This window comes from Streptomyces aurantiaciflavus, assembly GCF_049808595.1.
Classification (GTDB): domain Bacteria; phylum Actinomycetota; class Actinomycetes; order Streptomycetales; family Streptomycetaceae; genus Streptomyces.
Genome location: NZ_JBNCAQ010000040.1, coordinates 41,164 through 62,762, shown reverse-complemented (window position 1 = coordinate 62,762; position 21,599 = coordinate 41,164). Strand labels below are relative to the sequence as shown.

19 protein-coding genes are annotated in these 21,599 nt (G+C 72.1%); 17 read left to right on the top strand and 2 right to left on the bottom strand.

Annotated elements, in window-relative coordinates:
- The first annotated feature begins 495 nt into the window (after positions 1-495).
- The 3 genes from ACPT94_RS35295 to ACPT94_RS35285 all read left to right on the top strand — a co-directional run bounded on the left by ACPT94_RS35295 (position 496) and on the right by ACPT94_RS35285 (position 6,231).
- Positions 496-1,497 carry a methionine synthase gene (locus ACPT94_RS35295; protein WP_425247722.1) on the top strand — a complete coding sequence of 334 codons (1,002 nt, stop codon included), beginning with the start codon at positions 496-498 and terminating at the stop codon, positions 1,495-1,497.
- Between the two features lie 15 nt (positions 1,498-1,512).
- Positions 1,513-3,705: an NAD-dependent DNA ligase LigA gene (gene ligA / locus ACPT94_RS35290; RefSeq protein ID WP_425247721.1), complete on the top strand. Its 2,193-nt coding sequence runs from the start codon at positions 1,513-1,515 to the stop codon at positions 3,703-3,705.
- A gap of 273 nt (positions 3,706-3,978) precedes the next feature.
- Positions 3,979-6,231 (top strand): putative bifunctional diguanylate cyclase/phosphodiesterase, encoded by a 2,253-nt coding sequence (locus tag ACPT94_RS35285; RefSeq protein WP_360351112.1) that lies wholly within the window; start codon positions 3,979-3,981, stop codon positions 6,229-6,231.
- 559 nt (positions 6,232-6,790) lie between these two features.
- Here the strand turns inward: ACPT94_RS35285 and ACPT94_RS35280 are convergent.
- The gene (locus tag ACPT94_RS35280; RefSeq protein ID WP_425247720.1) at positions 6,791-7,378 is read right to left on the bottom strand and encodes a TetR/AcrR family transcriptional regulator; all 588 of its coding nucleotides are present in this window, start codon (positions 7,376-7,378) and stop codon (positions 6,791-6,793) included.
- Positions 7,379-7,514: 136 nt separating this feature from the next.
- Between ACPT94_RS35280 and ACPT94_RS35275 the strand changes: the two genes are divergently transcribed.
- The 14 genes from ACPT94_RS35275 to ACPT94_RS35210 all read left to right on the top strand — a co-directional run bounded on the left by ACPT94_RS35275 (position 7,515) and on the right by ACPT94_RS35210 (position 20,342).
- Entirely contained in the window at positions 7,515-7,886 is a 372-nt protein-coding gene (locus ACPT94_RS35275) for a DUF4267 domain-containing protein (protein WP_425247719.1), read from the top strand.
- 31 nt (positions 7,887-7,917) lie between these two features.
- Positions 7,918-8,409 carry a cupin domain-containing protein gene (locus ACPT94_RS35270; protein WP_425247718.1) on the top strand — a complete coding sequence of 164 codons (492 nt, stop codon included), beginning with the start codon at positions 7,918-7,920 and terminating at the stop codon, positions 8,407-8,409.
- Positions 8,410-8,501: 92 nt separating this feature from the next.
- Positions 8,502-8,798: an Asp-tRNA(Asn)/Glu-tRNA(Gln) amidotransferase subunit GatC gene (gene gatC, locus ACPT94_RS35265; protein ID WP_018531282.1), complete on the top strand. Its 297-nt coding sequence runs from the start codon at positions 8,502-8,504 to the stop codon at positions 8,796-8,798.
- 5 nt (positions 8,799-8,803) lie between these two features.
- On the top strand, positions 8,804-10,306 hold the full coding sequence (gene gatA, locus ACPT94_RS35260; RefSeq protein WP_360351123.1) for an Asp-tRNA(Asn)/Glu-tRNA(Gln) amidotransferase subunit GatA: 1,503 nt from the start codon (positions 8,804-8,806) through the stop codon (positions 10,304-10,306).
- The gene (locus ACPT94_RS35255) at positions 10,303-10,542 is read left to right on the top strand and encodes a hypothetical protein (RefSeq protein ID WP_289940019.1); all 240 of its coding nucleotides are present in this window, start codon (positions 10,303-10,305) and stop codon (positions 10,540-10,542) included. Before gatA ends, ACPT94_RS35255 begins: the two co-directional genes overlap by 4 nt.
- Before the next feature lie 15 nt (positions 10,543-10,557).
- Positions 10,558-12,066, top strand: coding sequence for an Asp-tRNA(Asn)/Glu-tRNA(Gln) amidotransferase subunit GatB (gene gatB, locus ACPT94_RS35250; RefSeq protein WP_425247717.1), 1,509 nt, complete (start codon positions 10,558-10,560; stop codon positions 12,064-12,066).
- 104 nt (positions 12,067-12,170) lie between these two features.
- The gene (locus ACPT94_RS35245; protein WP_360351129.1) at positions 12,171-12,557 is read left to right on the top strand and encodes a hypothetical protein; all 387 of its coding nucleotides are present in this window, start codon (positions 12,171-12,173) and stop codon (positions 12,555-12,557) included.
- 202 nt (positions 12,558-12,759) lie between these two features.
- Positions 12,760-14,988, top strand: a complete 2,229-nt coding sequence (locus ACPT94_RS35240) for an MMPL family transporter (RefSeq protein ID WP_425247716.1) — start codon at positions 12,760-12,762, stop codon at positions 14,986-14,988.
- On the top strand, positions 14,966-15,541 hold the full coding sequence (locus ACPT94_RS35235; protein WP_360351135.1) for a GNAT family N-acetyltransferase: 576 nt from the start codon (positions 14,966-14,968) through the stop codon (positions 15,539-15,541). Before ACPT94_RS35240 ends, ACPT94_RS35235 begins: the two co-directional genes overlap by 23 nt.
- A gap of 35 nt (positions 15,542-15,576) precedes the next feature.
- Positions 15,577-16,188: a hypothetical protein gene (locus ACPT94_RS35230; RefSeq protein WP_425247715.1), complete on the top strand. Its 612-nt coding sequence runs from the start codon at positions 15,577-15,579 to the stop codon at positions 16,186-16,188.
- 198 nt (positions 16,189-16,386) lie between these two features.
- Entirely contained in the window at positions 16,387-16,581 is a 195-nt protein-coding gene (locus tag ACPT94_RS35225; RefSeq protein WP_360351140.1) for a hypothetical protein, read from the top strand.
- 167 nt (positions 16,582-16,748) lie between these two features.
- The gene (locus ACPT94_RS35220) at positions 16,749-19,790 is read left to right on the top strand and encodes a helix-turn-helix transcriptional regulator (RefSeq protein ID WP_425247714.1); all 3,042 of its coding nucleotides are present in this window, start codon (positions 16,749-16,751) and stop codon (positions 19,788-19,790) included.
- Positions 19,791-19,819: 29 nt separating this feature from the next.
- Complete coding sequence (locus ACPT94_RS35215; protein WP_425247713.1) at positions 19,820-20,077, top strand: type II toxin-antitoxin system RelE family toxin; 258 nt, start codon at positions 19,820-19,822, stop codon at positions 20,075-20,077.
- A gap of 34 nt (positions 20,078-20,111) precedes the next feature.
- The gene (locus ACPT94_RS35210; protein ID WP_360351148.1) at positions 20,112-20,342 is read left to right on the top strand and encodes a DUF6191 domain-containing protein; all 231 of its coding nucleotides are present in this window, start codon (positions 20,112-20,114) and stop codon (positions 20,340-20,342) included.
- A 20-nt stretch (positions 20,343-20,362) separates the two neighbouring features.
- Here the strand turns inward: ACPT94_RS35210 and ACPT94_RS35205 are convergent, their stop codons facing one another.
- Complete coding sequence (locus ACPT94_RS35205) at positions 20,363-21,529, bottom strand: PQQ-dependent sugar dehydrogenase (protein ID WP_360351150.1); 1,167 nt, start codon at positions 21,527-21,529, stop codon at positions 20,363-20,365.
- Positions 21,530-21,599 lie beyond the last annotated feature (70 nt).

Sequence of the window (21,599 nt, the reverse complement as noted above, 5' to 3'; positions counted from 1 at the left end):
CCCCTCAGCCCCCGCCAGGGCTCCGCCCCTCAGCCCCCGCCAGGGCTCCGCCCCTCAGCCCCCGCCAGGGCTCCGCCCCTTGGGCCCCGCCAGGGGGCTCCGCCCCCTGGACCCCCGGCCTATGCCCACCCACCACCCGACTCGCTCGAACAGGAAGCAGCCGCCGCAGCCCGCAGCCCAGCCCGCCCGGCGGTGCCCGACGAGCGCCGCTCAGGCATTTCAGCCCGTCCGGCGGTGCCTGACGAGCGCCGCTCAGGCATTTCAGCCCGTCCGGCGGTGCCTGACGAGCGCCGGTCAGGAAATTTCAGCCCGTCTGGGGGCACCCCCTCTGGGGGAGTTTGAGGACGAGGCCCGTTCAGGGCCGAAGCGGGGTGCGGGGCGGCAGCCCCGCGTGGGATGCAGGGGGCGGAGCCCCTGGGCGGGGTCGAAGGGGCGGAGCCCCTGGAGGATGGGACGGGTAAGGGCGGCGGGGGCGGACTCCGTAGGCTTCCTTGTGTGAACGCACACTTCAGCTTCGGCCCCGCCACAGGCATCGGCTCCATGCCCGGCGGCGACGCCAGGGAGGCCGCCAAGACGGTCACCGGCTCGTTCGAGGACTTCCCGTACCTCGCCGAGCTCCCCGCAAGAGGCCCCGGCGCCGACATGATCGGCCGCACCGCGGGCCTGCTCGTCGAGCTGTACGCGCGCGTGGAGCCCAGCGGCTGGCGGATCGGGGACCACCCGGGCCGGGACACCCGGCGGGCCAGATCATGGCTGGGGGAGGACCTCGACGCACTGGAGGAGTTCACCCAGGGATACGAAGGCCCGCTGAAGGTCCAGGCGGTGGGCCCCTGGACCCTCGCCGCCAACCTGGAGCTGAAGAACGGAGAGGCCGCCCTCTCCGACCCCGGCGCCTGCCGCGACCTGGCCGCCTCCCTCATGGAGGGCCTGCGCCAGCACCTCGCGGAGACCCAGCGCCGCGTCCCCGGCGCCCAACTCGTCCTCCAGCTCGACGAACCCTCCCTCACCGCCGTACTGCGCGGCCGGGTGAGGACCGCCAGCGGCTACCGCACCCACCGGGCCGTCGACCGCCAGATCGTCGAGGCCACGCTCAGGGACGTCGTCGGGGTTCACGACGGCGGCCCCGTCGTGGTCCACTCGTGCGCACCGGACGTCCCGTTCGCCCTCCTGCGCCGGGCCGGAGCGGCAGCTGTCTCCTTCGACTTCTCGCTCCTCACCGAACGTGACGACGACGCGATCGGCGAGGCCGTGGAAGGGGGTACCCGGCTCTTCGCCGGTGTGGTCCCGGGCACGGAGACGGCATTGTCAGACCCTGCCGGTAGCGTCATGGGTGTCAGGACGCTGTGGCGCAGGCTGGGGCTGCAACCGGGGCTTCTCGCGGAAGCCGTCACCGTCACGCCGGCGTGCGGCCTCGCGGGGGCTTCCCCCGCGTACGCGCGACAGGCACTCGCGCACTGCGTCCGGGCGGCGAGATCCCTCGCGGACAACCCAGAGTAACGGGAGGACAACACGGTGGCCGGCGACAAGCAAGCGGAGACGACGGTGCCCACGGAGGCACGGGAGCAGCACGCGCAGCTCGCTGAGCAGATCGAGGAGCACCGCTTCCGGTACTACGTGAAGGACGCTCCCGTCATCAGCGACGCGGAGTTCGACCGGCTCCTGCGCTCCCTGGAGGCGCTGGAGGAGCAGTATCCCGAGCTGCGCACGCCCGACTCGCCGACGCAGAAGGTCGCGGGCGCGTACGCGACGGACTTCACGGCCGTCCAGCACCGCGAGCGCATGCTGTCGCTGGACAACGCCTTCGACGATCTGGAGCTGGCCGCCTGGGCCGAGCGCGTCCACAAGGACGTGGGCGCCTCCGCGTACCACTTCCTGTGCGAGCTGAAGGTCGACGGCCTCGCCGTCAACCTCACCTATGAGAACGGCCGGCTCACGCGCGCGGCGACCCGGGGCGACGGCCGCACCGGCGAGGACATCACGCCCAACGTGCGCACCATCGCGGAGATCCCGGACCGGCTCGCGGGCGACGGCGTCCCCACGCTCGTGGAGATCCGCGGCGAGGTCTACTTCCCGATGGAGAAGTTCGAGGAGCTCAACGCCCGCCTGGTCGCGGCCGGCGACAAGCCCTTCGCCAACCCGCGCAACGCGGCGGCCGGTTCACTGCGCCAGAAGGACCCGCGTGTGACGGCCACCCGCCCCCTGCACATGGTCGTCCACGGCATCGGCGCCCTGGAGGGCTACGAGGGCATGACCCGCCTCTCCGAGGCCTATGACCTCCTCAAGCGCTGGGGCCTGCCCACCTCCGCGCACAACAAGGTCGTCGACGACCTCGACGGCGTACGGGAGTTCATCGCGCACTACGGCAGGAACCGCCACTCCGTGGAGCACGAGATCGACGGCGTGGTGGTCAAGCTCGACGAGATCCGGCTCCAGGGCCGGCTCGGCTCCACGGCCCGCGCACCCCGCTGGGCGATCGCCTACAAGTACGCGCCGGAAGAGGTCAACACCCAGCTCGTCGACATCAAGGTGGGCGTCGGCCGCACCGGCCGCGTCACACCGTACGCCCAGGTCGAGCCCGTCACCGTGGCCGGCTCCGAGGTCGAGTTCGCCACCCTGCACAACCAGGACGTGGTCAAGGCCAAGGGCGTTCTCATCGGCGACACGGTGGTGCTGCGCAAGGCCGGTGACGTCATCCCGGAGATCCTCGGTCCGGTGGCCGACCTCAGGGACGGCAGCGAGCGCGAGTTCGTGATGCCGTCCGAGTGCCCGGCATGCGGTACGGCGCTCCGGCCGATGAAGGAGGGCGACGTCGACCTGCGCTGCCCCAACGCCCGTGCCTGCCCCGCCCAGTTGCGCGAGCGCCTCTTCTACCTGGCCGGCCGCAAGGCGCTGGACATCGAGCACTTCGGCTACGTCGCCGCGGCCGCCCTGACCAATCCTCTGGAGCCCGCCGACCCGCCGCTGCTGAACGAGGGCGATCTGTTCGACCTCACCATCGAGCAGTTGCTGCCCATCAAGGCGTACGTCCTCGACCAGGACAGCGGTCTGCCCAAGCGCGACCCGAAGACGGGCGAGGAGAAGATCGTCACGGTCTTCGCCAACCAACAGGGCGAGCCGAAGAAGAACGCGGTTGCCATGCTGGAGAACATCGCGGCGGCCAAGGAGCGCCCGCTCGCGCGCATCCTCACCGGTCTGTCGATCCGTCATGTGGGGCCGGTCGCGGCAGAGGCGCTCGCGCGCAGCTTCCGCTCGATCGACCGGATCGAGCAGGCCTCGGAAGAGGAACTGGCGGGCACCGACGGCGTCGGCTCGATCATCGCCAAGTCCCTCAAGGAGTGGTTCGCCGAGGAGTGGCACCAGGAGATCATCCGCAAGTGGAAGGCCGCGGGTGTCCGCATGGAGGAGGAAGGCGCCGGCGAGGACGAAGGCCCGCGCCCCCTCGAAGGCCTGACGGTCGTCGTGACCGGCACGCTCGAGAACTTCACCCGCGACGGCGCCAAGGACGCCCTGCAGAGCCGTGGAGCGAAGGTGACCGGTTCGGTTTCGAAGAAGACGTCATTCGTCGTTGTGGGCGACAGCCCTGGATCGAAATACGACAAGGCGATGCAGCTCAAGGTGCCTGTTCTGAACGAGGACGGCTTCACGGTCCTCCTCGAACAGGGGCCCGAGGCGGCGGCCGAAGTCGCGCTTCCGGTCGCGGAGTAGCGAGGATCAGCGGTTGAAGGCCACCCGTTCGGCGCATATCAGATGCATACGGGTGGCCGGGGCGCATTCGGGCAACCGCCTTCGACCGCTGCCCGTGGAAGCCTTCCGCGGCCTACTGTTGAGATGTGCGCCTGCCGTGCCCAGCTGCGGTCGGGGCATCCCCGTGCTCTTCATGGGCGGGGGGAAGGGTTTTCCAACGCGGCGCCGCCCGAGGGTTGTTGTCGGGCAGGGGGCCGCGTGGCGTGGGCACCGCCGGCTGTGAGAGGGACGGGAATGGAACCGACCGAGAGCGCCGCCCCGGAGTCAGGGCTGCGCCGGCGCCGGGTCACCGGCGCCTGGTGGGGGAGCCGGTGGGTGGCGTGGTCAGAGCGGCCCCCGGGCGCCCAGGCGCGCGCCGGGTCACCGCACACCTCGGTGGGCCCCCGTGCGCCCGACCGGCTCCCCGCCGCAGCCGATGCCTCCGCACTGCCCGGCGGCGAAGCCGAACGGCACCTGTCCTGGCCCGCGCTGCCCGCGGCGGTCGTCGCGGCGGCCGGGTTCGCCCTCGGTGCCGGCTTCTACCGCGCCTTCACCGGCGACCACGCCCTCTTCCCGTCCGGCACCGTCGGCTGGTCGCTGGCCGTGCTGACCGGCGTCATCGTCGGCCATCTGGTGATGCTCGGCCGGGCCCGCTGGTGGGGCGGCACCGGCTCCGGCGCCGCCCTCACCCTCGCCGTCCTGCTGCTCTACGGCTGGCTGCCCGCCGGCCTGGTCAGCCTCACCGTCGTCGTCCTGGTCGGCATAGCCCGGCGCCACCGCTGGCGACAGGGCGTCCTGCACGGCGCGGTGGACATCCTCGGCATCGGCGCCGGAGCGCTGCTGCTGGCGGCCGGCGGGCGGGTGCCGTCCGTCGAGCGGCCCTGGACCCCCGACACCTGGACGCTCTACACCGCCCCGCAGGTGGTGCTGGTCGCCGTCGCCTATCTCGCCGTCACCCGCGTCCTGCTCTGGTATCTGCACGCGCCTCGCGCGGGCGGCCTGCCCACCGTCGCCCGCACCGCCCTGGTCCGACAGGGACTGGTCGCGGTCGCCCTGCTCGGCATAGCCCCGCTGGTGTGCGTGGTGGCCGTGGAGAAGCCGATCCTGCTGCCGCTGTTCGCCATCCCGCTCATCGCCCTCGACTCCACCCTGTGGATGGCCCGCGCCCGCGCCGAGGAGCAGTTGCGCGACCCGCTCACCGGGCTGCCCAACCGGCAGTGGCTCGGGGAGCGCATCTGGACCGCCCTGGACGACGCCGAGCGCATCGGCGCGCGAGCCGCGCTCATGCTGATCGACCTCGACCGTTTCCGTTCGGTCAACGACACGCTCGGTCATCTCGCCGGTGACCGGCTGCTGTTGCAGATAGCCGACCGGCTGCGGCTCGCGCTCCCGCGCGGGGCCGAGGTCGCGCGGCTCGGCGGCGACGAGTTCGCCGTGTTACTCCCCGTGGCCGACTCCACGACCTCCGCGACCCGCGTCGCCCGCGGACTCGTCTCCGCCCTCAGCTCGCCCCTCGACCTCGACGGGCTCACCCTCGTCCTGGAGGCCAGCGCCGGCGTCGCCGTCTTCCCCGACCACGCCCTCGACGCGGAGGGGCTGCTGCGCCGGGCGGACGTGGCGATGTACCAGGCCAAACGGGACCGTACGGGTGTCGAGGTCTACGAGTCCAAGCGGGACTCCAACACGCCCGACCGGCTGGGCCTGCTGGGCGATCTGCGCCGCGCCCTCGACGCCCACGAGGTCCAGCTGCACTACCAGCCGAAGGTCCGCTTCGACGGACAGGTCGCCGGCCTGGAGGCGCTGGTCCGCTGGGTGCACCCCGAGCGGGGGAAGGTGCCGCCGGACGAGTTCATAGCGATCGCCGAGTCCTCCGGGCTGATGCCGCACCTCACGGAGTACGTGCTGGAGACGGCGCTTGGGCAGGTCGCGGCGTGGCGGGCGCAGGGGCTGTACGTGCCGGTCGCGGTGAACGTCTCCCCGCGCGACGTCCACACGCCCGGTTTCGCCGGCTCGGTCGCGGCACGGCTGGCCCGGCACGGAGTCCCCGCGGGAGCGCTCCAACTCGAGATAACGGAACACGTCCTGCTGGAGGACCCGCAGCGCGCCGCCGACACCCTCAACGGGCTGACCGGGCACGGCGTGAAGATGTCCCTGGACGACTTCGGCACCGGTTACTCCTCACTGGTCCATCTGCGGCGGCTGCCGGTGAGCGAGCTGAAGATCGACCGCTCCTTCGTGGCTCGGCTCGCCGTGGACGCGGAGGACGCGGAGATCGTCCGCTGCACCGTCGACCTCGCCCACTCCCTCGGGCTCCTCGTCGTCGCCGAGGGCGTCGAGGACGACGAGACGTGGGAGCGGTTGCGCGACCTCGGCTGCGACGCCGTCCAGGGCTGGCTGGTCGCGGCGGCGATGCCACCGGAGGAGACGACGGCGTGGCTCCGGGCGAGGGGGTCGCGGGGCTGGCAACGCCCCGCAGCGGCTTTGCCTGCGGCGGCCGCGGAGGAGTAGCCCACCCGCCCACCCGTGCAACCTCGCTGGAGAGGTGCCCTTTCCAGCGGCGGGTCACCCACCACCGGCGGCCACCCCCCAACCGCCGGGGCTCCGCCCCGACCCCGCCGGGGCCTGCGTCCCCTGCACCTGCCGGGGCCTGCGTCCCCTGCACCCGCCGGGGCCTGCGTCCCCTGCACTCGGCAGGGCCTGCGTCCCGCAGGGACTGCGTCCCCGGGCAGGGACTGCGTCTCCTGCCCCTTGCCGGAGCTCCGAGCCCCTGAGCAACCACCGGCGGGGATGTCACTGAGCCCAGCCCCCGGCGGGACTCCATCCGGCCCTCGGCGGGGACCAACCGCCAGCCCCGGCAGGGATCCCAACCCCAACCGCTGGCGGGACCCCCAACCCAGCCCCGGCAGGGATCTCAACCCCAACCCCCGGCGGGACCCCCCAACCCAGCTCCGGCAGGGATCTCAACCCCAGCCCCCGGCGGGACCCCCCAACCCAGCCCCGGCAGGGATCTCAACCCCAGCCCCCGGCGGAACCCCCCACCCCCGCCCCCAACGAGGAGACCCGCTCCTCACTCCACCCCCGCCGCAAAGTGCCCGATCAGCAGTTCAAGTCGTTGGGTGTGGGTCTTTTCCGGGAGGCGGCCGTTGCGGATCAGGGTGGTCAGGCCGTGGAGGCAGGCCCAGTAGGTCTCCGTCAGGAGGCCGGGGTCGTCGGTCCTTGCCGTGACCGGCTGGACCGCTGCGAGCAGTTCGGCGAAGGCCTCCTGGAGGGCCACAGGGGCCTCCGGGGTGGCGAACGGCAGGTCGACCCGGTGGGTGAACATCGCGTCGTAGAGCGCGGGGCGGCGCCGGGCGAAGGCGGTGTACGCCGCTGCCACCGCGGCCAGGGCCTCCCGCGCACCGCCGGTCACAGCTGTCCGCGCGGCCCGCAGTTCCTCCGCCAGCTCCGCGCAGCCCTCCCCCGCGACCGCCACCATGATCGCGTCCTTGCTCTTGAAGTGGCTGTAGAGGACGGGCTGGCTGTACTCGATCTCGGCGGCCAGGCGGCGGGTGGTGACCGCGTCCCAGCCTTCCGTCTCCGCCAGTTCCCGCGCGGCCGTGACGATCAGCTTCCCGCGCTCGGCTCGTTCGCGCTCCCGGCGCTTCTGCATCGACATGGCCCGGATTCTATCGGCGCTAGATTTTCTGTCGACGCTTTGATGGCTTCGCTTCTGAAGCTAGCGTTGCTAGGGAACGTCCGCAGACAACCGAGCAGCCAACCGAAACCGGGCTGCCGACCAAGGGGGATCCGCCATGACCGTCGCCGCCTACACACTCGCTGTCGTCCTCGACCTCTTCGTCCTGTTCATCGGCGCCCGCTTCCTGCTCCAGCCCCGCCTCTCCGCCGCCGGCTACGGCGTCCCCGCCGAGCCGAACGGGGACGCCGGCGCCTATCTCACGGTCAAGGGCATGAGGGACGGCACCTTCGGCATCCTCGGCCTCGCCCTGCTCTTCTTCGTCGGCGCCCGCGCCGAGGCCTGGTACATGCTCGTCGTCGCGATCATGCCGCTCGTGGACACGCTGATCGTCCTGCGGCACGGCGGCACCAAGGCCGTGGCCTTCGGGATTCACTTCGCCACCGCGGTCGTTGTGCTCATCAGTGCCGGACTGCTCTTCGCGCTCTGACCGCCCCGGACCACCAGCACAGGGAGAAGTCATGTCACTGTTCGTGCCGAGGTTCGACGACTCCGTGATCGTCCGCGACGCCGACGCGGAGGTCGTCGGCGGCGATCCCGTCGCCGTCAAGCTGCTCGCCGACAGCAGCGCGTCCGGCGGTGCGCTGTCCACCGTGCGCGTCACGCTGGCGGAGGGCGCCGACGGCGCCCGCCCGCATCTGCACCACCACTCCGCCGAGATGTTCTTCCTGCTCGACGGCGAGGCCCGGGTCCTGTCCGGCGACGACATCGTCACCGCCGAGCGCGGCGACCTCGTCATCGTCCCGCCGGGCAGGCCGCACGCCTTCGCCGCGGCCCCCGGCAGCAGCGCCGACCTCCTGATCGTCATCACGCCCGGCGTCGAACGCTTCGAGTACTTCCGCCATCTCCAGCGCATCAGGCTGGGGGAGGCCGCCCCCGAGAGCATCCTCGAAGTGCAGGAGCTCTACGACAACCACTTCCTGCGCAGCGAGGCATGGGAAGGGCGCCGCTGACGCCCGGCCCTGGCGAACCGTTTCACGGGCACGCGGCCGTGCCCCCTAGGATTGGGTCCAAACCACACACACTCACCCCAGAGGAACGCTGCATGCCTGGCATCACGCGCGAGGAGGTCGCCCACCTCGCCCGGCTGGCGCGTCTGGAGCTGAAGCCCGAAGAGCTCGACCACTTCGCGGGACAGCTGGACGACATCATCGGCGCGGTCGCCCGCGTCAGCGAGGTCGCCGACCAAGACGTACCGCCGACCTCGCACCCGCTCCCGCTGACGAACGTCATGCGCGCGGACGAGGTCCGTCCGTCGCTCACCCCCGAGCAGGCGCTCTCCGGCGCCCCGGCCCAGGAGCAGCAGCGTTTCAAGGTGCCGCAGATCCTGGGGGAGGACTGACCGCCATGACGGAGAACGTGAACATCATCAAGCTCACGGCCGCCGAGATCGCCGCGAAGATCGCCGCCGGCGAGCTCACCGCCGTCGAGGTCACCGAGGCCCACCTCGCCCGCATCGAGGCCGTCGACGAGAAGGTGCACGCCTTCCTGTACGTCGACCGCGAGGGCGCCCTGGCCCAGGCCCGTGCCGTCGACGAGAAGCGGGAGCGCGGTGAGAAGCTCGGTCCGCTGGCCGGCGTGCCCCTCGCGCTCAAGGACATCTTCACCACCGAGGGCGTGCCCACGACCGTCGGTTCGAAGATCCTCGAGGGCTGGATCCCGCCGTACGACGCGACGCTCACCAAGCGGCTGAAGGCCGCCGACGTCGTCATCCTCGGCAAGACCAACATGGACGAGTTCGCCATGGGGTCCTCGACCGAGAACAGCGCCTTCGGGCCCACCGGCAACCCCTGGGACCTCACCCGTATCCCCGGCGGCTCCGGCGGCGGTTCCTCCGCGGCCCTCGCCTCCTACGAGGCCCCGCTCGCCATCGGCACCGACACCGGCGGTTCCATCCGCCAGCCGGCCGCCGTCACCGGCACGGTCGGCGTGAAGCCGACGTACGGCGCGGTGTCCCGCTTCGGCATGGTCGCCTTCTCGTCCTCCCTCGACCAGGGCGGACCCTGCGCCCGTACGGTCCTGGACGCGGCGCTGCTGCACGAGGTGATCGCCGGGCACGACCCGCTCGACTCCACCTCCATCGACGCCCCGGTCCCGCCGGTCGTCGAGGCCGCCCGCAACGGCAGCGTCGCCGGGATGCGCGTCGGCGTCGTCAAGCAGTTCCGCGGCGAGGGTTACCAGGCCGGCGTCATCCAGCGCTTCGACGAGTCGGTCGAGCTGCTGAGGGAGCTGGGCGCCGAGATCGTCGAGCTGGACTGCCCGTCCTTCGACCTCGCGCTCTCCGCGTACTACCTGATCGCGCCGTCCGAGTGCTCGTCCAACCTCGCCCGCTTCGACGGACTGCGCTACGGCCTCAGGACCGGCGACGACGGCACGCACTCCGCCGAGGAGGTCACCTCCCTCACCCGTGAGGCGGGCTTCGGCGCCGAGGTCAAGCGCCGCATCATGCTCGGCACGTACGCCCTGAGCTCCGGTTACTACGACGCGTACTACGGCAGCGCCCAGAAGGTCCGTACGCTCATCACCCGCGACTTCGAGAAGGCCTTCGAGCAGGTCGACGTGATCGTCTCGCCGACCACGCCCACCACCGCCTTCCCGATCGGTGAGCGCGCCGACGACCCGATGGCGATGTACCTCGCCGACCTCTGCACGATCCCGACCAACCTGGCGGGCAACGCGGCCATGTCGCTGCCCTGCGGTCTCGCCCCGGAGGACAACCTCCCGGTGGGCCTGCAGATCATCGCCCCGGCGCTGAAGGACGACCGGCTCTACAAGGTCGGCGCCGCCGTCGAGGCCGCCTTCGTGGAAAAGTGGGGGCACCCGCTGCTCGAGGAGGCTCCGTCGCTGTGAGTGCACTGACCAAGGCCAAGGGCTTCAAGAAGTCCAAGTCCGGCACGTACCTGTCCATGGCCGCCACCGCCTTCGGCGCCATCGGTGTCGCCAAGCGTCTCAAGAAGGCCCGCGCCGAGAAGGACACGCTGGTCCTGATCGACGCCACCGTGTCCGCCGCCGCCATCGTCACCGGCCTCGCCATCCTCTACCGCGAGCTGAAGCGGCTGGGCGACGACGACGTCCTGCTGGGCTGAGAGGGAAGTTTCACCGTGACCACCACGACCGACCTGGTGTCGTACGAGGACGCGCTGGCGTCGTACGACCCCGTCATGGGCCTCGAGGTCCATGTCGAACTCGGCACCAAGACCAAGATGTTCTGCGGCTGTTCGACCGCGCTCGGCGCCGACCCGAACACCCAGACCTGCCCGGTCTGCCTCGGCCTGCCCGGCGCGCTCCCGGTCGTCAACGCGACCGGCGTCGAGTCCGCGATCAAGATCGGTCTCGCGCTGAACTGCGAGATCGCCGAGTGGTGCCGCTTCGCCCGGAAGAACTACTTCTATCCGGACATGCCGAAGAACTTCCAGACCTCCCAGTACGACGAGCCGATCGCCTTCAACGGCTACCTCGACGTGCAGCTGGAGGACGGCGAGGTCTTCCGCGTGGAGATCGAGCGCGCCCACATGGAGGAGGACACCGGCAAGTCGACGCACATCGGCGGCGCGACGGGCCGTATCCACGGCGCCTCGCACTCGCTCCTCGACTACAACCGCGCCGGCATCCCGCTCATCGAGATCGTCACCAAGCCGATCGTCGGCGCGGGCGAGCGTGCTCCCGAGGTCGCGCGGGCCTACGTCCGTGAGCTGCGCGAGGTCATCCGGGCGCTCGGCGTCTCCGAGGCCCGTATGGAGATGGGCCAGATGCGCTGCGACGTGAACCTGTCGCTGATGCCGAAGGGCGCCGACAAGTTCGGCACGCGCTCCGAGACGAAGAACGTGAACTCGCTGCGGTCCGTGGAGCGCGCGGCCCGCTTCGAGATCCAGCGGCACGCGGCCGTGCTCTCCTCCGGCGGCACGATCGTCCAGGAGACCCGGCACTTCCACGAGGACACGGGGTCGACGACCTCGGGCCGGGTGAAGGAGGAGGCCGAGGACTACCGGTACTTCCCCGAGCCCGACCTGGTGCCGGTCGCTCCCACGCGCGAGTGGGTCGAGGAGATCCGCGCCGCGCTGCCCGAGCTGCCGCTGGTGCGCCGCAGCCGTCTGCGCGAGGAGTGGGGCGTCTCCGCCACCGACATGCAGGCGATCCTCAACGCCGGCGCCCTGGAGCCGATCGTCGCCACGATCGACGCCGGTGCCGACGCGGCCTCCGCCCGCAAGTGGTGGATGGGTGAACTGGCGCGCAGCGCCAACGAGTCGGGCAAGGCGCTCGACGAACTGGCCATCACCCCGGAGCAGGTCGCCCGGGTGAGCCGGCTGGTCGCCTCCGGTGACCTGAACGACAAGCTGGCGCGCCAGGTCATCGAGGGCGTCCTCGCGGGCGAGGGCACCCCGGACGAGGTCGTCGACAAGCGCGGGCTGAAGGTCGTCTCCGACGAGGGCGCGCTGACGGCCGCCGTCGAGGAGGCCATCGCCGGCAACCCGGGCGTCGCGGACAAGATCCGCGGCGGCAAGGTGGCCGCGGCCGGCGCCCTCGTCGGCGCCGTGATGAAGGCCACGCGCGGCCAGGCCGACGCGGCCCGCGTCAAGGAGCTGATCCTGGAGAAGCTGGGCGTCGGCTGACCTTCGCGAAACTCCCGAGGGGGACGTATCGGCACCGATGCGTCCCCCTCGTGACGTCTCCCCGCGGCTCGCCCGCTCGGCGCGACGCGCTACGCTCGCCCGCCATGAGTGGAACCACCGACTCCGACACCCAGGACGACATACGGGCCGACGCGATGAACGAACAGGAGCGCCAGGGGCAGCGGGTGCCCGAGGACCCGGAGGCGGACCCGCAGGACCCGGAGACGGACGAGGAGTACGGCGACGAGGACGCGCGGCGGGCCCGCTGGACGGCGACCGGCACCGGCGCCCTGCTCACCCTGGCCGGCCTCGCCGCGGCACTCCTGCGCCTCACCGGCTCCGCCCCGGCCCTCGTCCCGGCGGCCTACGCCCTCGGCGCCGCCGTCTGCGCCCTCGCCGCGGTCCTCGGCTCCCGGGGCCGTACCCGGCGCGCGCTGTGGCTGCTGATCGCCGGGGTGATGATCATGGCGGTCGGTGACCAGTCCGACTGAGTGCGGTAACGGCCGCCGACAGCACCGCCGTTATTGTCCTGTGATCTGTCTCCCACTCTTGTGCACAAGCCCATGATCGCGCCGAACGATCATGTTCCGCCTGTCAGAGTGGCCTCACATTGCTCACGCGTTCTTTGCGGGCCGTTCAGTTCATGCACTGTTCCCGGTCAAAGATCCACACTTCACCTCCGGGAGCACGTTCGTGGCAGCCCTTGCCCAGTGGTGTGTCCGACACCGTCTCGTCGCGGTCCTGCTCTGGCTCCTGACCCTCGGCGGCACCGCCACGGCCGCCGTGGTCACCGGCTCCTCGTACTCCAACGACTACGAGGTCCCCGGCACCGAGTCCGGCCACGCCACCCGGCTGCTCGCGGAGGCCTTCCCCGGCCTCGGCGGTGACACCGACACCGTTGTCTGGCACGCCACTTCGGGCACCGTCCGCGCCGCCGCCGTCGAACAGACGATGACCCGCGCCCTGGACGAGATCGCGGACCTGCCCGGCGTGGCGTCCGTGGTCAGCCCCTACGGCGACCTGGGCGCCGCGCAGATCAGCGAGGACGGGCGGACGGCGTACGCCACCGTCGTCTTCGCCGACCGGGCCGAGGACATCGACCAGGGCGAGGCCCGAGCCGTCGTCAGCACCGCCAAGTCCGCCGAGAGCGACGGGCTCCAGGTGGAGCTGGGCGGCAGCGCGATCGCGCTCACCGAGTCCTCCGGCGGGCACCTCGCCGAGGCCGTCGGCGTGGTCGTCGCCGCGGTCGTGCTGTTCCTCGCGTTCGGATCGCTCGCCGCCTCGCTGCTGCCCATCGCCACCGCCCTGGTCGGCGTCGGCACCGCGTACGCCGGGATCGTGCTGCTCGGACACGCCATGACCGTCGCCGACTTCGCGCCCATGCTCGGCATGCTGGTCGGGCTCGGCGTCGGCATCGACTACGCCCTGTTCATCGTCACCCGTCACCGGCGCGGTCTGAAGCGGGGGTTGTCGGTCACCGAGGCCGCCACGAGCGCCGTCGCCACCACCGGCCGTGCGGTCGTCTTCGCGGGCGCCACCGTGTGCATCGCCCTGCTGGGCATGCTGATCCTGCGTCTGAACTTCCTCAACGGCGTGGCGACAGCCGCCTCCCTGACCGTCGTGCTCACCGTCGCGGCCTCCGTGACCCTGCTGCCCGCCCTGCTGTCCTGCATCGGCGCGCACGCCCTCAGCCGCCGCGAGCGGCACCGCCTCGCCGAGCACGGACCCGAGCCCGAACTGCCCACCGGTCTCGCCGCCCGCTGGTCCGCGTTCGTCGAGCGCCACCCCCAACTGCTCGGCGCGCTCGCCCTCGTCGTCGTCGCCGTCCTCGCCCTGCCCACGCTCTCCCTCCGCCTGGGCACCTCCGACCAGGGCAACGGCCCCATATCCAGCACCACTCGCCAGGCCTACGACCTCCTCGCGGGGGGCTTCGGCGCAGGCGTCAACGGCCCGCTGACGCTGGTGACCCACGTCGACGGCGCCGAGGACCGGCTCGCCCTCGACAACCTCGACGCCACCCTGCGCACCACCGAGGGCGTGGCCTCGGTGACACCGGCGACGTACAGCGCGGGCGGCGACACCGCGTACCTCACCGTCGTACCGGAGTCCTCACCGCAGTCGCAGCGGACCAGCGACCTCGTCGACCGGCTGCGCACCGAGGTGCTCCCGCGGGCCGAGAGCGGCACCTCGCTCGACGTGCGGGTCGGCGGGGTGACGGCCGGCTACGACGACTTCGCGGACGTCATCGTCGGCAAACTGCCCCTGTTCGTCGGCGTTGTCATCGGCCTGGGCTGTCTGCTGCTCCTGCTCGCCTTCCGGTCCGTCGGCATCCCCTTGAAGGCCGCCGCGATGAACGTCGCCGCCGTGGCCGGGGCGTTCGGCGTCGTCGTCGCGATCTTCCAGTGGGGGTGGGGGAGCGAACTGCTGGGGCTGGGCCGCGCCGGCCCGATCGAGCCCTTCCTCCCCGTGATCATGGTGTCGGTGCTCTTCGGACTCTCCATGGACTACCAGGTCTTCCTCGTCAGCCGGATGTACGAGGAATGGCTGGAGACCGGCGACAACCGGCGTGCCGTCCGGATCGGCCTCGCCGAGACCAGCCGGGTGATCAACTCCGCCGCGGTCATCATGATCTCGGTCTTCCTCGCCTTCGTCCTCAGCGGCGACCGGGTGATCGCCATGTTCGGCATCGCGCTCGCCGCCGCCGTCGCCCTCGACGCGTTCGTCCTGCGCACCCTCCTCGTCCCCGCCCTCATGCACATGCTCGGCGGCGCCAACTGGTGGCTGCCCCGCTGGCTCGACCGGCGCCTGCCGCGCATCAGCATCGAGCCGCCCGAGTCCCGTGCCGCCCATGAGAGGCTCACCGCGATGGTGGAGGAACTCGAGAAGGGCACGCAGCCGGATGTACGCGATATCGCTGGGTGACGACGGAGCCGAACTGCGTCCCCTGGAGCCCTGGCACGCCGAGGAGGTCCTGGCGCACCTGGACCGGGGGCGGGAGTTCATCGGGCGGTTCATCTCCCTGGGGGTCAAGGAGACGGACGTGGACTCCACCCGGGCCATGCTCCAGCGCTACGCCGACATGCGCGCCGCCGACACCGGCTCCCTGCACGGCCTGTGGCTGGAGGGCAGGCTCGTGGGCGGTGTGCTCTTCCTCAACTTCCACGCCGACCAGGGCAACTGCGAGGTCGGCTGCTGGCTGGAACCCGCCGCCACCGGCCGTGGACTGGTCACCCGTGCGATGCGGGTGCTCATCGACTTCGCCGTCGAGCAGCGTGGAATGCACCGCGTCGAGTGGGTCGCCGCCTCCGGGAACCAGGCCAGCCTGAACGTCGCCCGGCGGCTGGGCATGACCCGGGACGGTGTGCGCCGGGAGGCCCACCCCTATGGTGGAGTACGGCACGACCTCGAAGTGTGGTCCGTGCTGGCCCCCGAGTGGCGCGCCGCACGCGCGCGTGCCGCTCACAGCGATCATTAAGAGACCTCTCAGAGAGCGTCCGTACGGTGCGAGGCATGGGAACCAGGACTGTTGACGAGGCCGGCGCCACGACAGGCGCCGAGGCCACCGAGGCGAAGCGCGACGAGGAGACGGTGGACGTCACCAAGAACGAAGCGGCGGACGCCACGGACGACGTGACGACGACCGACGACGAGGGCACGGACACCGACGGGACGGAGACCGCCGCCGAGAAGGAAGACACACGGGAAGGCACGGCGGACGGCCCCTCCGGCGTCGGCCAGGGCGCCGCCGCCGTGGTCTCCGCCGCGCTCGGCCTCGTGTCGCTGTCCGGCGGCTGGATCGGCACGATCGCCTCCGCCCGGCAGAGTCTCGTCGGCCAGCTGGAGACCTCGTCGAGCAGGTCGGCGAGCGTCGCCAAGCAGATGCAGGCGATCTACGGCGACGCCTGGCAGGCCACCGCCCTGTGGGCCGGCCTGTTCGCGCTGGCCGCGCTGATCACCGGTGTCGTGGTGCTGGCCCGGCCCGCCTTCGGGGCGCCCGGCAAGCCGCAGGCGCCGTGGATCAAGTCGGTCTCCTGGGCGGGGGTCGCGCTCGGCGTGATCGGCCTGCTCCTGGCGGTCCTGAAGTACAGCGACGCGCTGCTCGGACTGCCGTCCGCGGGCTGAGTCGCCGCAGGTCCCGAGGGGCCTCAGGGCCGCCGTAAGCACCTTATGGCCGCCCTGAGGCCCCTCACGCGCGTCTAAGGCCCCGCCCACCGCCGAAGATGCGGAACTCTCCCGATGCGGCGGACCCGGCCGGGAGACGAAGGTGGAGGCATCGCAGCAAGCGAGGCCACCACCAGCGACTTCTCCGGAGGGCACACCATGTTCGCGTACGACGTCCAGCAGTCCCGTTCCGCCGAGCTGATCCGCCGCGCCGAGCAGGAGCGGCTGGCTCGTGAGGTCTCCAGGGCCCGGCGCGCCGCCCGCCGCGCGGCCGCCGAGCGCGCCCACGACGCCGCCGGGAGCGAGCCGCATACCCACGGCCCCGGCAGGCTGCGCTCCGCCCGGACCGCATGAGCGCCGGTCCGGGAGCGGCCGGCCGCACGGGGGCGGGCCGCCCTGCCGGGACGGGTCTCGTGCTCGCGCCGGCGGTGGCGCCGAGGAGGGCCCCGACGAGGGTCTCGACGGGGGCCCCGTCGAGACCCTCGCGGATAACCGCTGGGGCTGTGTCGGAGCCCTGTGCGATGCTCGCCCCTGTGGAGACCAAGTCCGTCAGCCCCGTATTCGTCGGCCGCGCCGACGAGTTGGACACCCTGAACGACGCGCTCTCCCGCGCCGCCGCGGGAGAGCCGCAGGCGTTGCTGATCGGCGGCGAGGCCGGCGTCGGCAAAACCCGCCTCGTCGAGGAGTTCGCCACCGCCGCCTGCCGCCGGGGCGCCGTAGTCGCGCTCGGCGGCTGCGTGGAGATCGGCGCGGACGGGCTGCCGTTCGCCCCGTTCTCCACCGCCCTGCGCGCCCTGCGCCGCGCCCTGCCCGACGAACTCGCCGCCGCGGCCGCAGGCCAGGAGGAGGAACTCGCCCGGCTGCTGCCCGAGATGGGCGAGGCACGCACGGGCCGGCACGACGAGGAGGGCATGGCCCGCCTCTTCGAACTCACCGCCCGCCTCCTGGAACGCGTCGCCGCCGACCGCACGGTCGTCGTCGCCCTGGAGGACCTGCACTGGGCCGACGCCTCCACCCGCCACCTCCTCTCCTACCTGTTGCGCACCCTGCGCACCGGCCGTCTCGTCGTCCTCGCCACCTACCGCTCCGACGACATCCACCGCCGCCACCCGCTGCGCCCCCTCCTCGCCGAACTCGACCGGCTGCGCACGGTCCGCCGCCTCGAACTCGCCCGCTTCACCCGCGAGGAGGTCGGCCGCCAGATCGCCGGAATCCTGGCGTACGAACCCGACCCCGCCCAGGTCGACGACATCTTCGAACGCTCCGACGGCAACGCCTTCTTCGTCGAGGAACTCGCCGTCGCCACCCACGAGGGCTGCTGCACCGGCCTGACGGACTCCCTGCGCGACCTGCTGCTCGTCCGCGTCGAGGCACTGCCCGAGAGCGCCCAGAGCGTCGCCCGGATCGTCGCCGAGGGCGGCTCCACCGTCGAGTACCGGCTGCTGACCGCCGTCGCCCGGCTCGCCGAGGACGACCTGATCGAGGCGCTGCGGGCCGCCGTCGGCGCCAACATCCTGCTCGCCACACCCGCCGGCGACGGGTATCGCTTCCGCCACTCCCTGGTCCGCGAGGCCGTCGGTGACGACCTGCTGCCCGGCGAACGCTCCCGCCTCAACCGCCGCTACGCCGAGGCCCTGGAGGCCGACCCGACGCTCGTCCCCGCCGACGAGCGCGTGATGCGCCTGGCCAGCTACTGGTACCACGCGCACGACGCCGCCAAGGCCCTCCCGGCCGTCCTGGACGCCTCCGTCGCCGCCCGCTCCCGCCACGCCTACAGCGAGCAACTACGGCTCCTGGAAAGGGCGATGGAACTGTGGGAGAGCACCCCCGAGGACGTGCGGGCCCGGCTGCGCCCCGTCGACTACACCGAGGTCTATCCTCCCTGCGGCTGCGACCCGGCCACCACGCCCCTGCGCTACCTCGACCTCATGGCGGAAGCCGCCGTCGCGGGCCGGCTCTGCGGGGAACGTGAACGCGCCCTGAAGATCACCAAGCGGGCCCTGCACCTCCTGGCGGACGAGCACGACCCCCTGCGGGCCGCCTGGTTCTGGGTGCAGCGCTCCCGCCTCGTGCAGGCCCTGGCCCGCGGCGACGGCTGGAAGGAACTCGCCACCGCGCAGGACCTGGTGCGCGGACTGCCGCCGTCCGAGGTGCACGCCGAGGTGCTGACCACCGTCGCCAACTGGTCGATGCTGCACGAACCCGGACCCGACGCCTTCGCGGCCGCCGAGCGCGCCGTCGACTACGCGCACATGGTCGGCGTCCGCGAGATCGAGCTCAACGCCCGCCTCACCCTCGGCTGCCTCATGGTCGACGCGGGTGACGTCGAGGCCGGACTGGCCGAGCTGTACGAGGTCAAGGAACGGGCGCTGGCCGAGGGCATGACCGCCGTGGCCGGCCGCGCCCATGTGAACCTGCCCTCGGAACTCGAGGCCGTCGGCCGCTCCCGCGAGGCGGTCCCCATCCTGGAGGAGGGCCTCGCCCACACCCGGAAGTTCGGCCTGCTCGACTCCGAGGCGTGGGTGTGGGGCAACCTGTCCGACTCGCTGTACTCACTCGGCCGCTGGGACGCCGCCGCCGAGGCCGCCGCGGGCGCCCTGCGCGTCGGCCACAGCGCCAAACCCCAGGGCGCCGGCGCGCTGCGCATGGCCAACCTCGCCCTCAGCCACGGCGACGTCGCGGAGGCCGCCGCCCACCTCGCCACCGCCCGCGCCTTCTACGGCACCCACGACCCCATGCCGCAGCAGGCACTGCCCCTCACCCGGATCACGATCGGCGTGGCCGCGGCGCAGGGCCGTCTGCTCGACGCCCGCGCCGAACTGGAGCGCGCCATCGACACCGGCTTCCCACCCGGCACCCAGCGCTACGCCTGGCCGGTGCTGCTCGCCGCCGCGGCGGCCGAGACCGACGCACGCGGGCTGCCCGACGCCGAACAGGGCCGGGCGCAGATCCTCGACCGCATCCGCGAGGCCGCCCGGACACTCCCCACGGGCGCCCCTCTCTGGCTCGCCACCGACCAGTGGGTCCGCGCCGAACTCCGCCGAGCCGAGGGCCAGGCCGTTCCCGACCTCTGGTCGCAGCTCGTCACCGCCTTCGAACCGCTGGAACGGCCCTACGACCTCGCCCGCGTCCGCTACCGACTGGCCGAGGCCCTCCTCGCCGGCGGAGGCACCGAGTGCGCACGCGACCGCGCCACGGAACTGCTCCGCCTCGCCCACGCCGTCGCCGACCACCTCGGCGCCCGCCCGCTCGCCGACGCCGTCGCCCTGCTCGCCCAGCGCGCCCGCCTCACCCTCGGCGCCGGCCGGGCTCCCACCCCCGACGACCCGGCCCGCGCCCTCGGCCTCACCAGTCGCGAGCGTGACGTCCTCCGCCTGGTCTCGGCCGGCCGCACCAACCGCCAGATAGCCGAGGAACTCTTCATCTCCCCGAAGACGGCCAGCGTCCACGTCTCGAACATCCTGTCCAAGCTCGGCGTCTCGGGCCGGGGCGAGGCGGCGGCCGTGGCGCACCGGCTGGGACTGTTCCCGGCGGGGGCGGATCACCGGGCGGTCGCGGGATAATGGCGGCAGGCGACCAGGGAGGAGCCGTGGTGTACCAGATCGAGTACACCGAGCGTGCCGCAGCACGGCGTGACGCGCTCCCCGAAGACCGGCGCAAGCTCTTGGAGCGCGGTCTGCCGAAGCTTGCCGAGGACCCGTTCATCCCCGTGTCGCAGGCTGTCAGCGGCGAGGACATCCGGGTCGTCTCCGTGGCGCCCGGCCTGACCGTCGACCACATCGTCCATCGAGCGTTCCTGATCCTGATCTCCGTGGCGATCCTCACCCAGTCGCTCATAGAGGACGAGTAACCATCGCCGTGACGCGGCCCGGAAAGGAAGAACCATGTTCAACGTCTTCGAGGAACTGTTCTCCCCGGGTCGCAAACACACCCGCGACGAGCAGAACCGGCTGGAGCTGACCCGGGAGGACGTCGGCGACGCCGATCCCGGGCGCGGACCGATAGACCTCGCGTCCGGGAAGGTCGTCGTCCGTCCGCCCAAGCCGGTGGACGAGGTCGACGAGGCGGACGAGGACGAGGTGGACGAGGACGAGGCGGACGCCACGGGGGAGTGAGCCGGGAGTGAGCGGGTGCCTCAGCTCACCTCCAGCTCCAGGATCCGGTCGTCGCCCTCCTTCGGTGTGCCCCGTCCGTCCGTGTTGCTGGTCGTCAGCCACAGCTTGTTGCCGCCCGCCGAGACCACCGTGCGCAGCCGCCCGTAGTCGCCCTGCAGGAAGGGCTGCGGGTCCGCCGACGCCTCCGTGCCCTTCAGCGGGATGCGCCACAGACGCTGGCCCCTCAGACCCGCCATCCAGATCGAGCCCTCGGCGTGGGCGATGCCGCTCGGGGAGGCCTCGTCCGTGCGCCACTTGGCCAGCGGGTTGTGGTACTTGGCGTCGTCCGAGGTGCCCTCGACCTCCGGCCAGCCGTAGTTGTCGCCCGGCTTGATCGCGTTCAGCTCGTCCCAGGTGTTCTGGCCGAACTCCGCCGCGAAGAGACGCTGCTCGGAGTCCCAGGCCAGCCCTTGCACATTGCGATGGCCGTACGAGTACACCGGGGAGTCCGGGAACGGGTTGCCCGGGGCCGGTTCGCCCTCGGGGGTCAGGCGCAGGATCTTGCCGCCCAGGGACTCCTTGTCCTGGGACAGGCCCTTGTCGCCGCTCTCGCCCGTGCCCACGTAGAGCATCCTGTCCGGGCCGAAGGCGATCCGGCCGCCGTTGTGGATGAAGCCCTTGGGGATGCCCTTGAAGACCGTGTCGGGTGCGCCCAGCTGCTCGCCGGCCGGCTTGTCCGCGTCGTACAGCATGCGCACGACGCGGTTGTCCGAGGCCGAGGTGAAGTACGCGTAGATCATGTGGTCCGAGGCGTAGTCGGGGGAGAGGGCGATGCCGAGGAGGCCGCCCTCGCCGTCCGCCGAGACGCCCGGCACCTCGCCGAGCTCGGTCCTCGCGCCGGTCTTCTCGTCGATCCGCGTGATCGTCCCCTCGTCGCGGGAGGAGACCAGCAGACCGCCGCCGCCGGGGATCGGAGCGAGGCCCCACGGGGTGTTCAGGCCCTCGGCGACCGTACGCACCACCTTCACCGTGCCCTTCGCGGGCGGAATCTCCTCGGCCGCCCCCCGCGAGGGCGAGCTTCGCGCGGCCGAGGTACTCGGCGACGGGCTCCCGGCGGGGCCCGGTGTTCCTCCGCCGTCGGAGGAGCAGCCGGCCGCCAACAGGAGCGCACTCGCGGCCAGCACGGCCGTCACTGCTCGACGTCGCACGATCTTGGTCCCTTCGACACGGCGGTCCAACGGCAGGTCCTACTTGTCTTACACCGCGAGCGCCTCATGA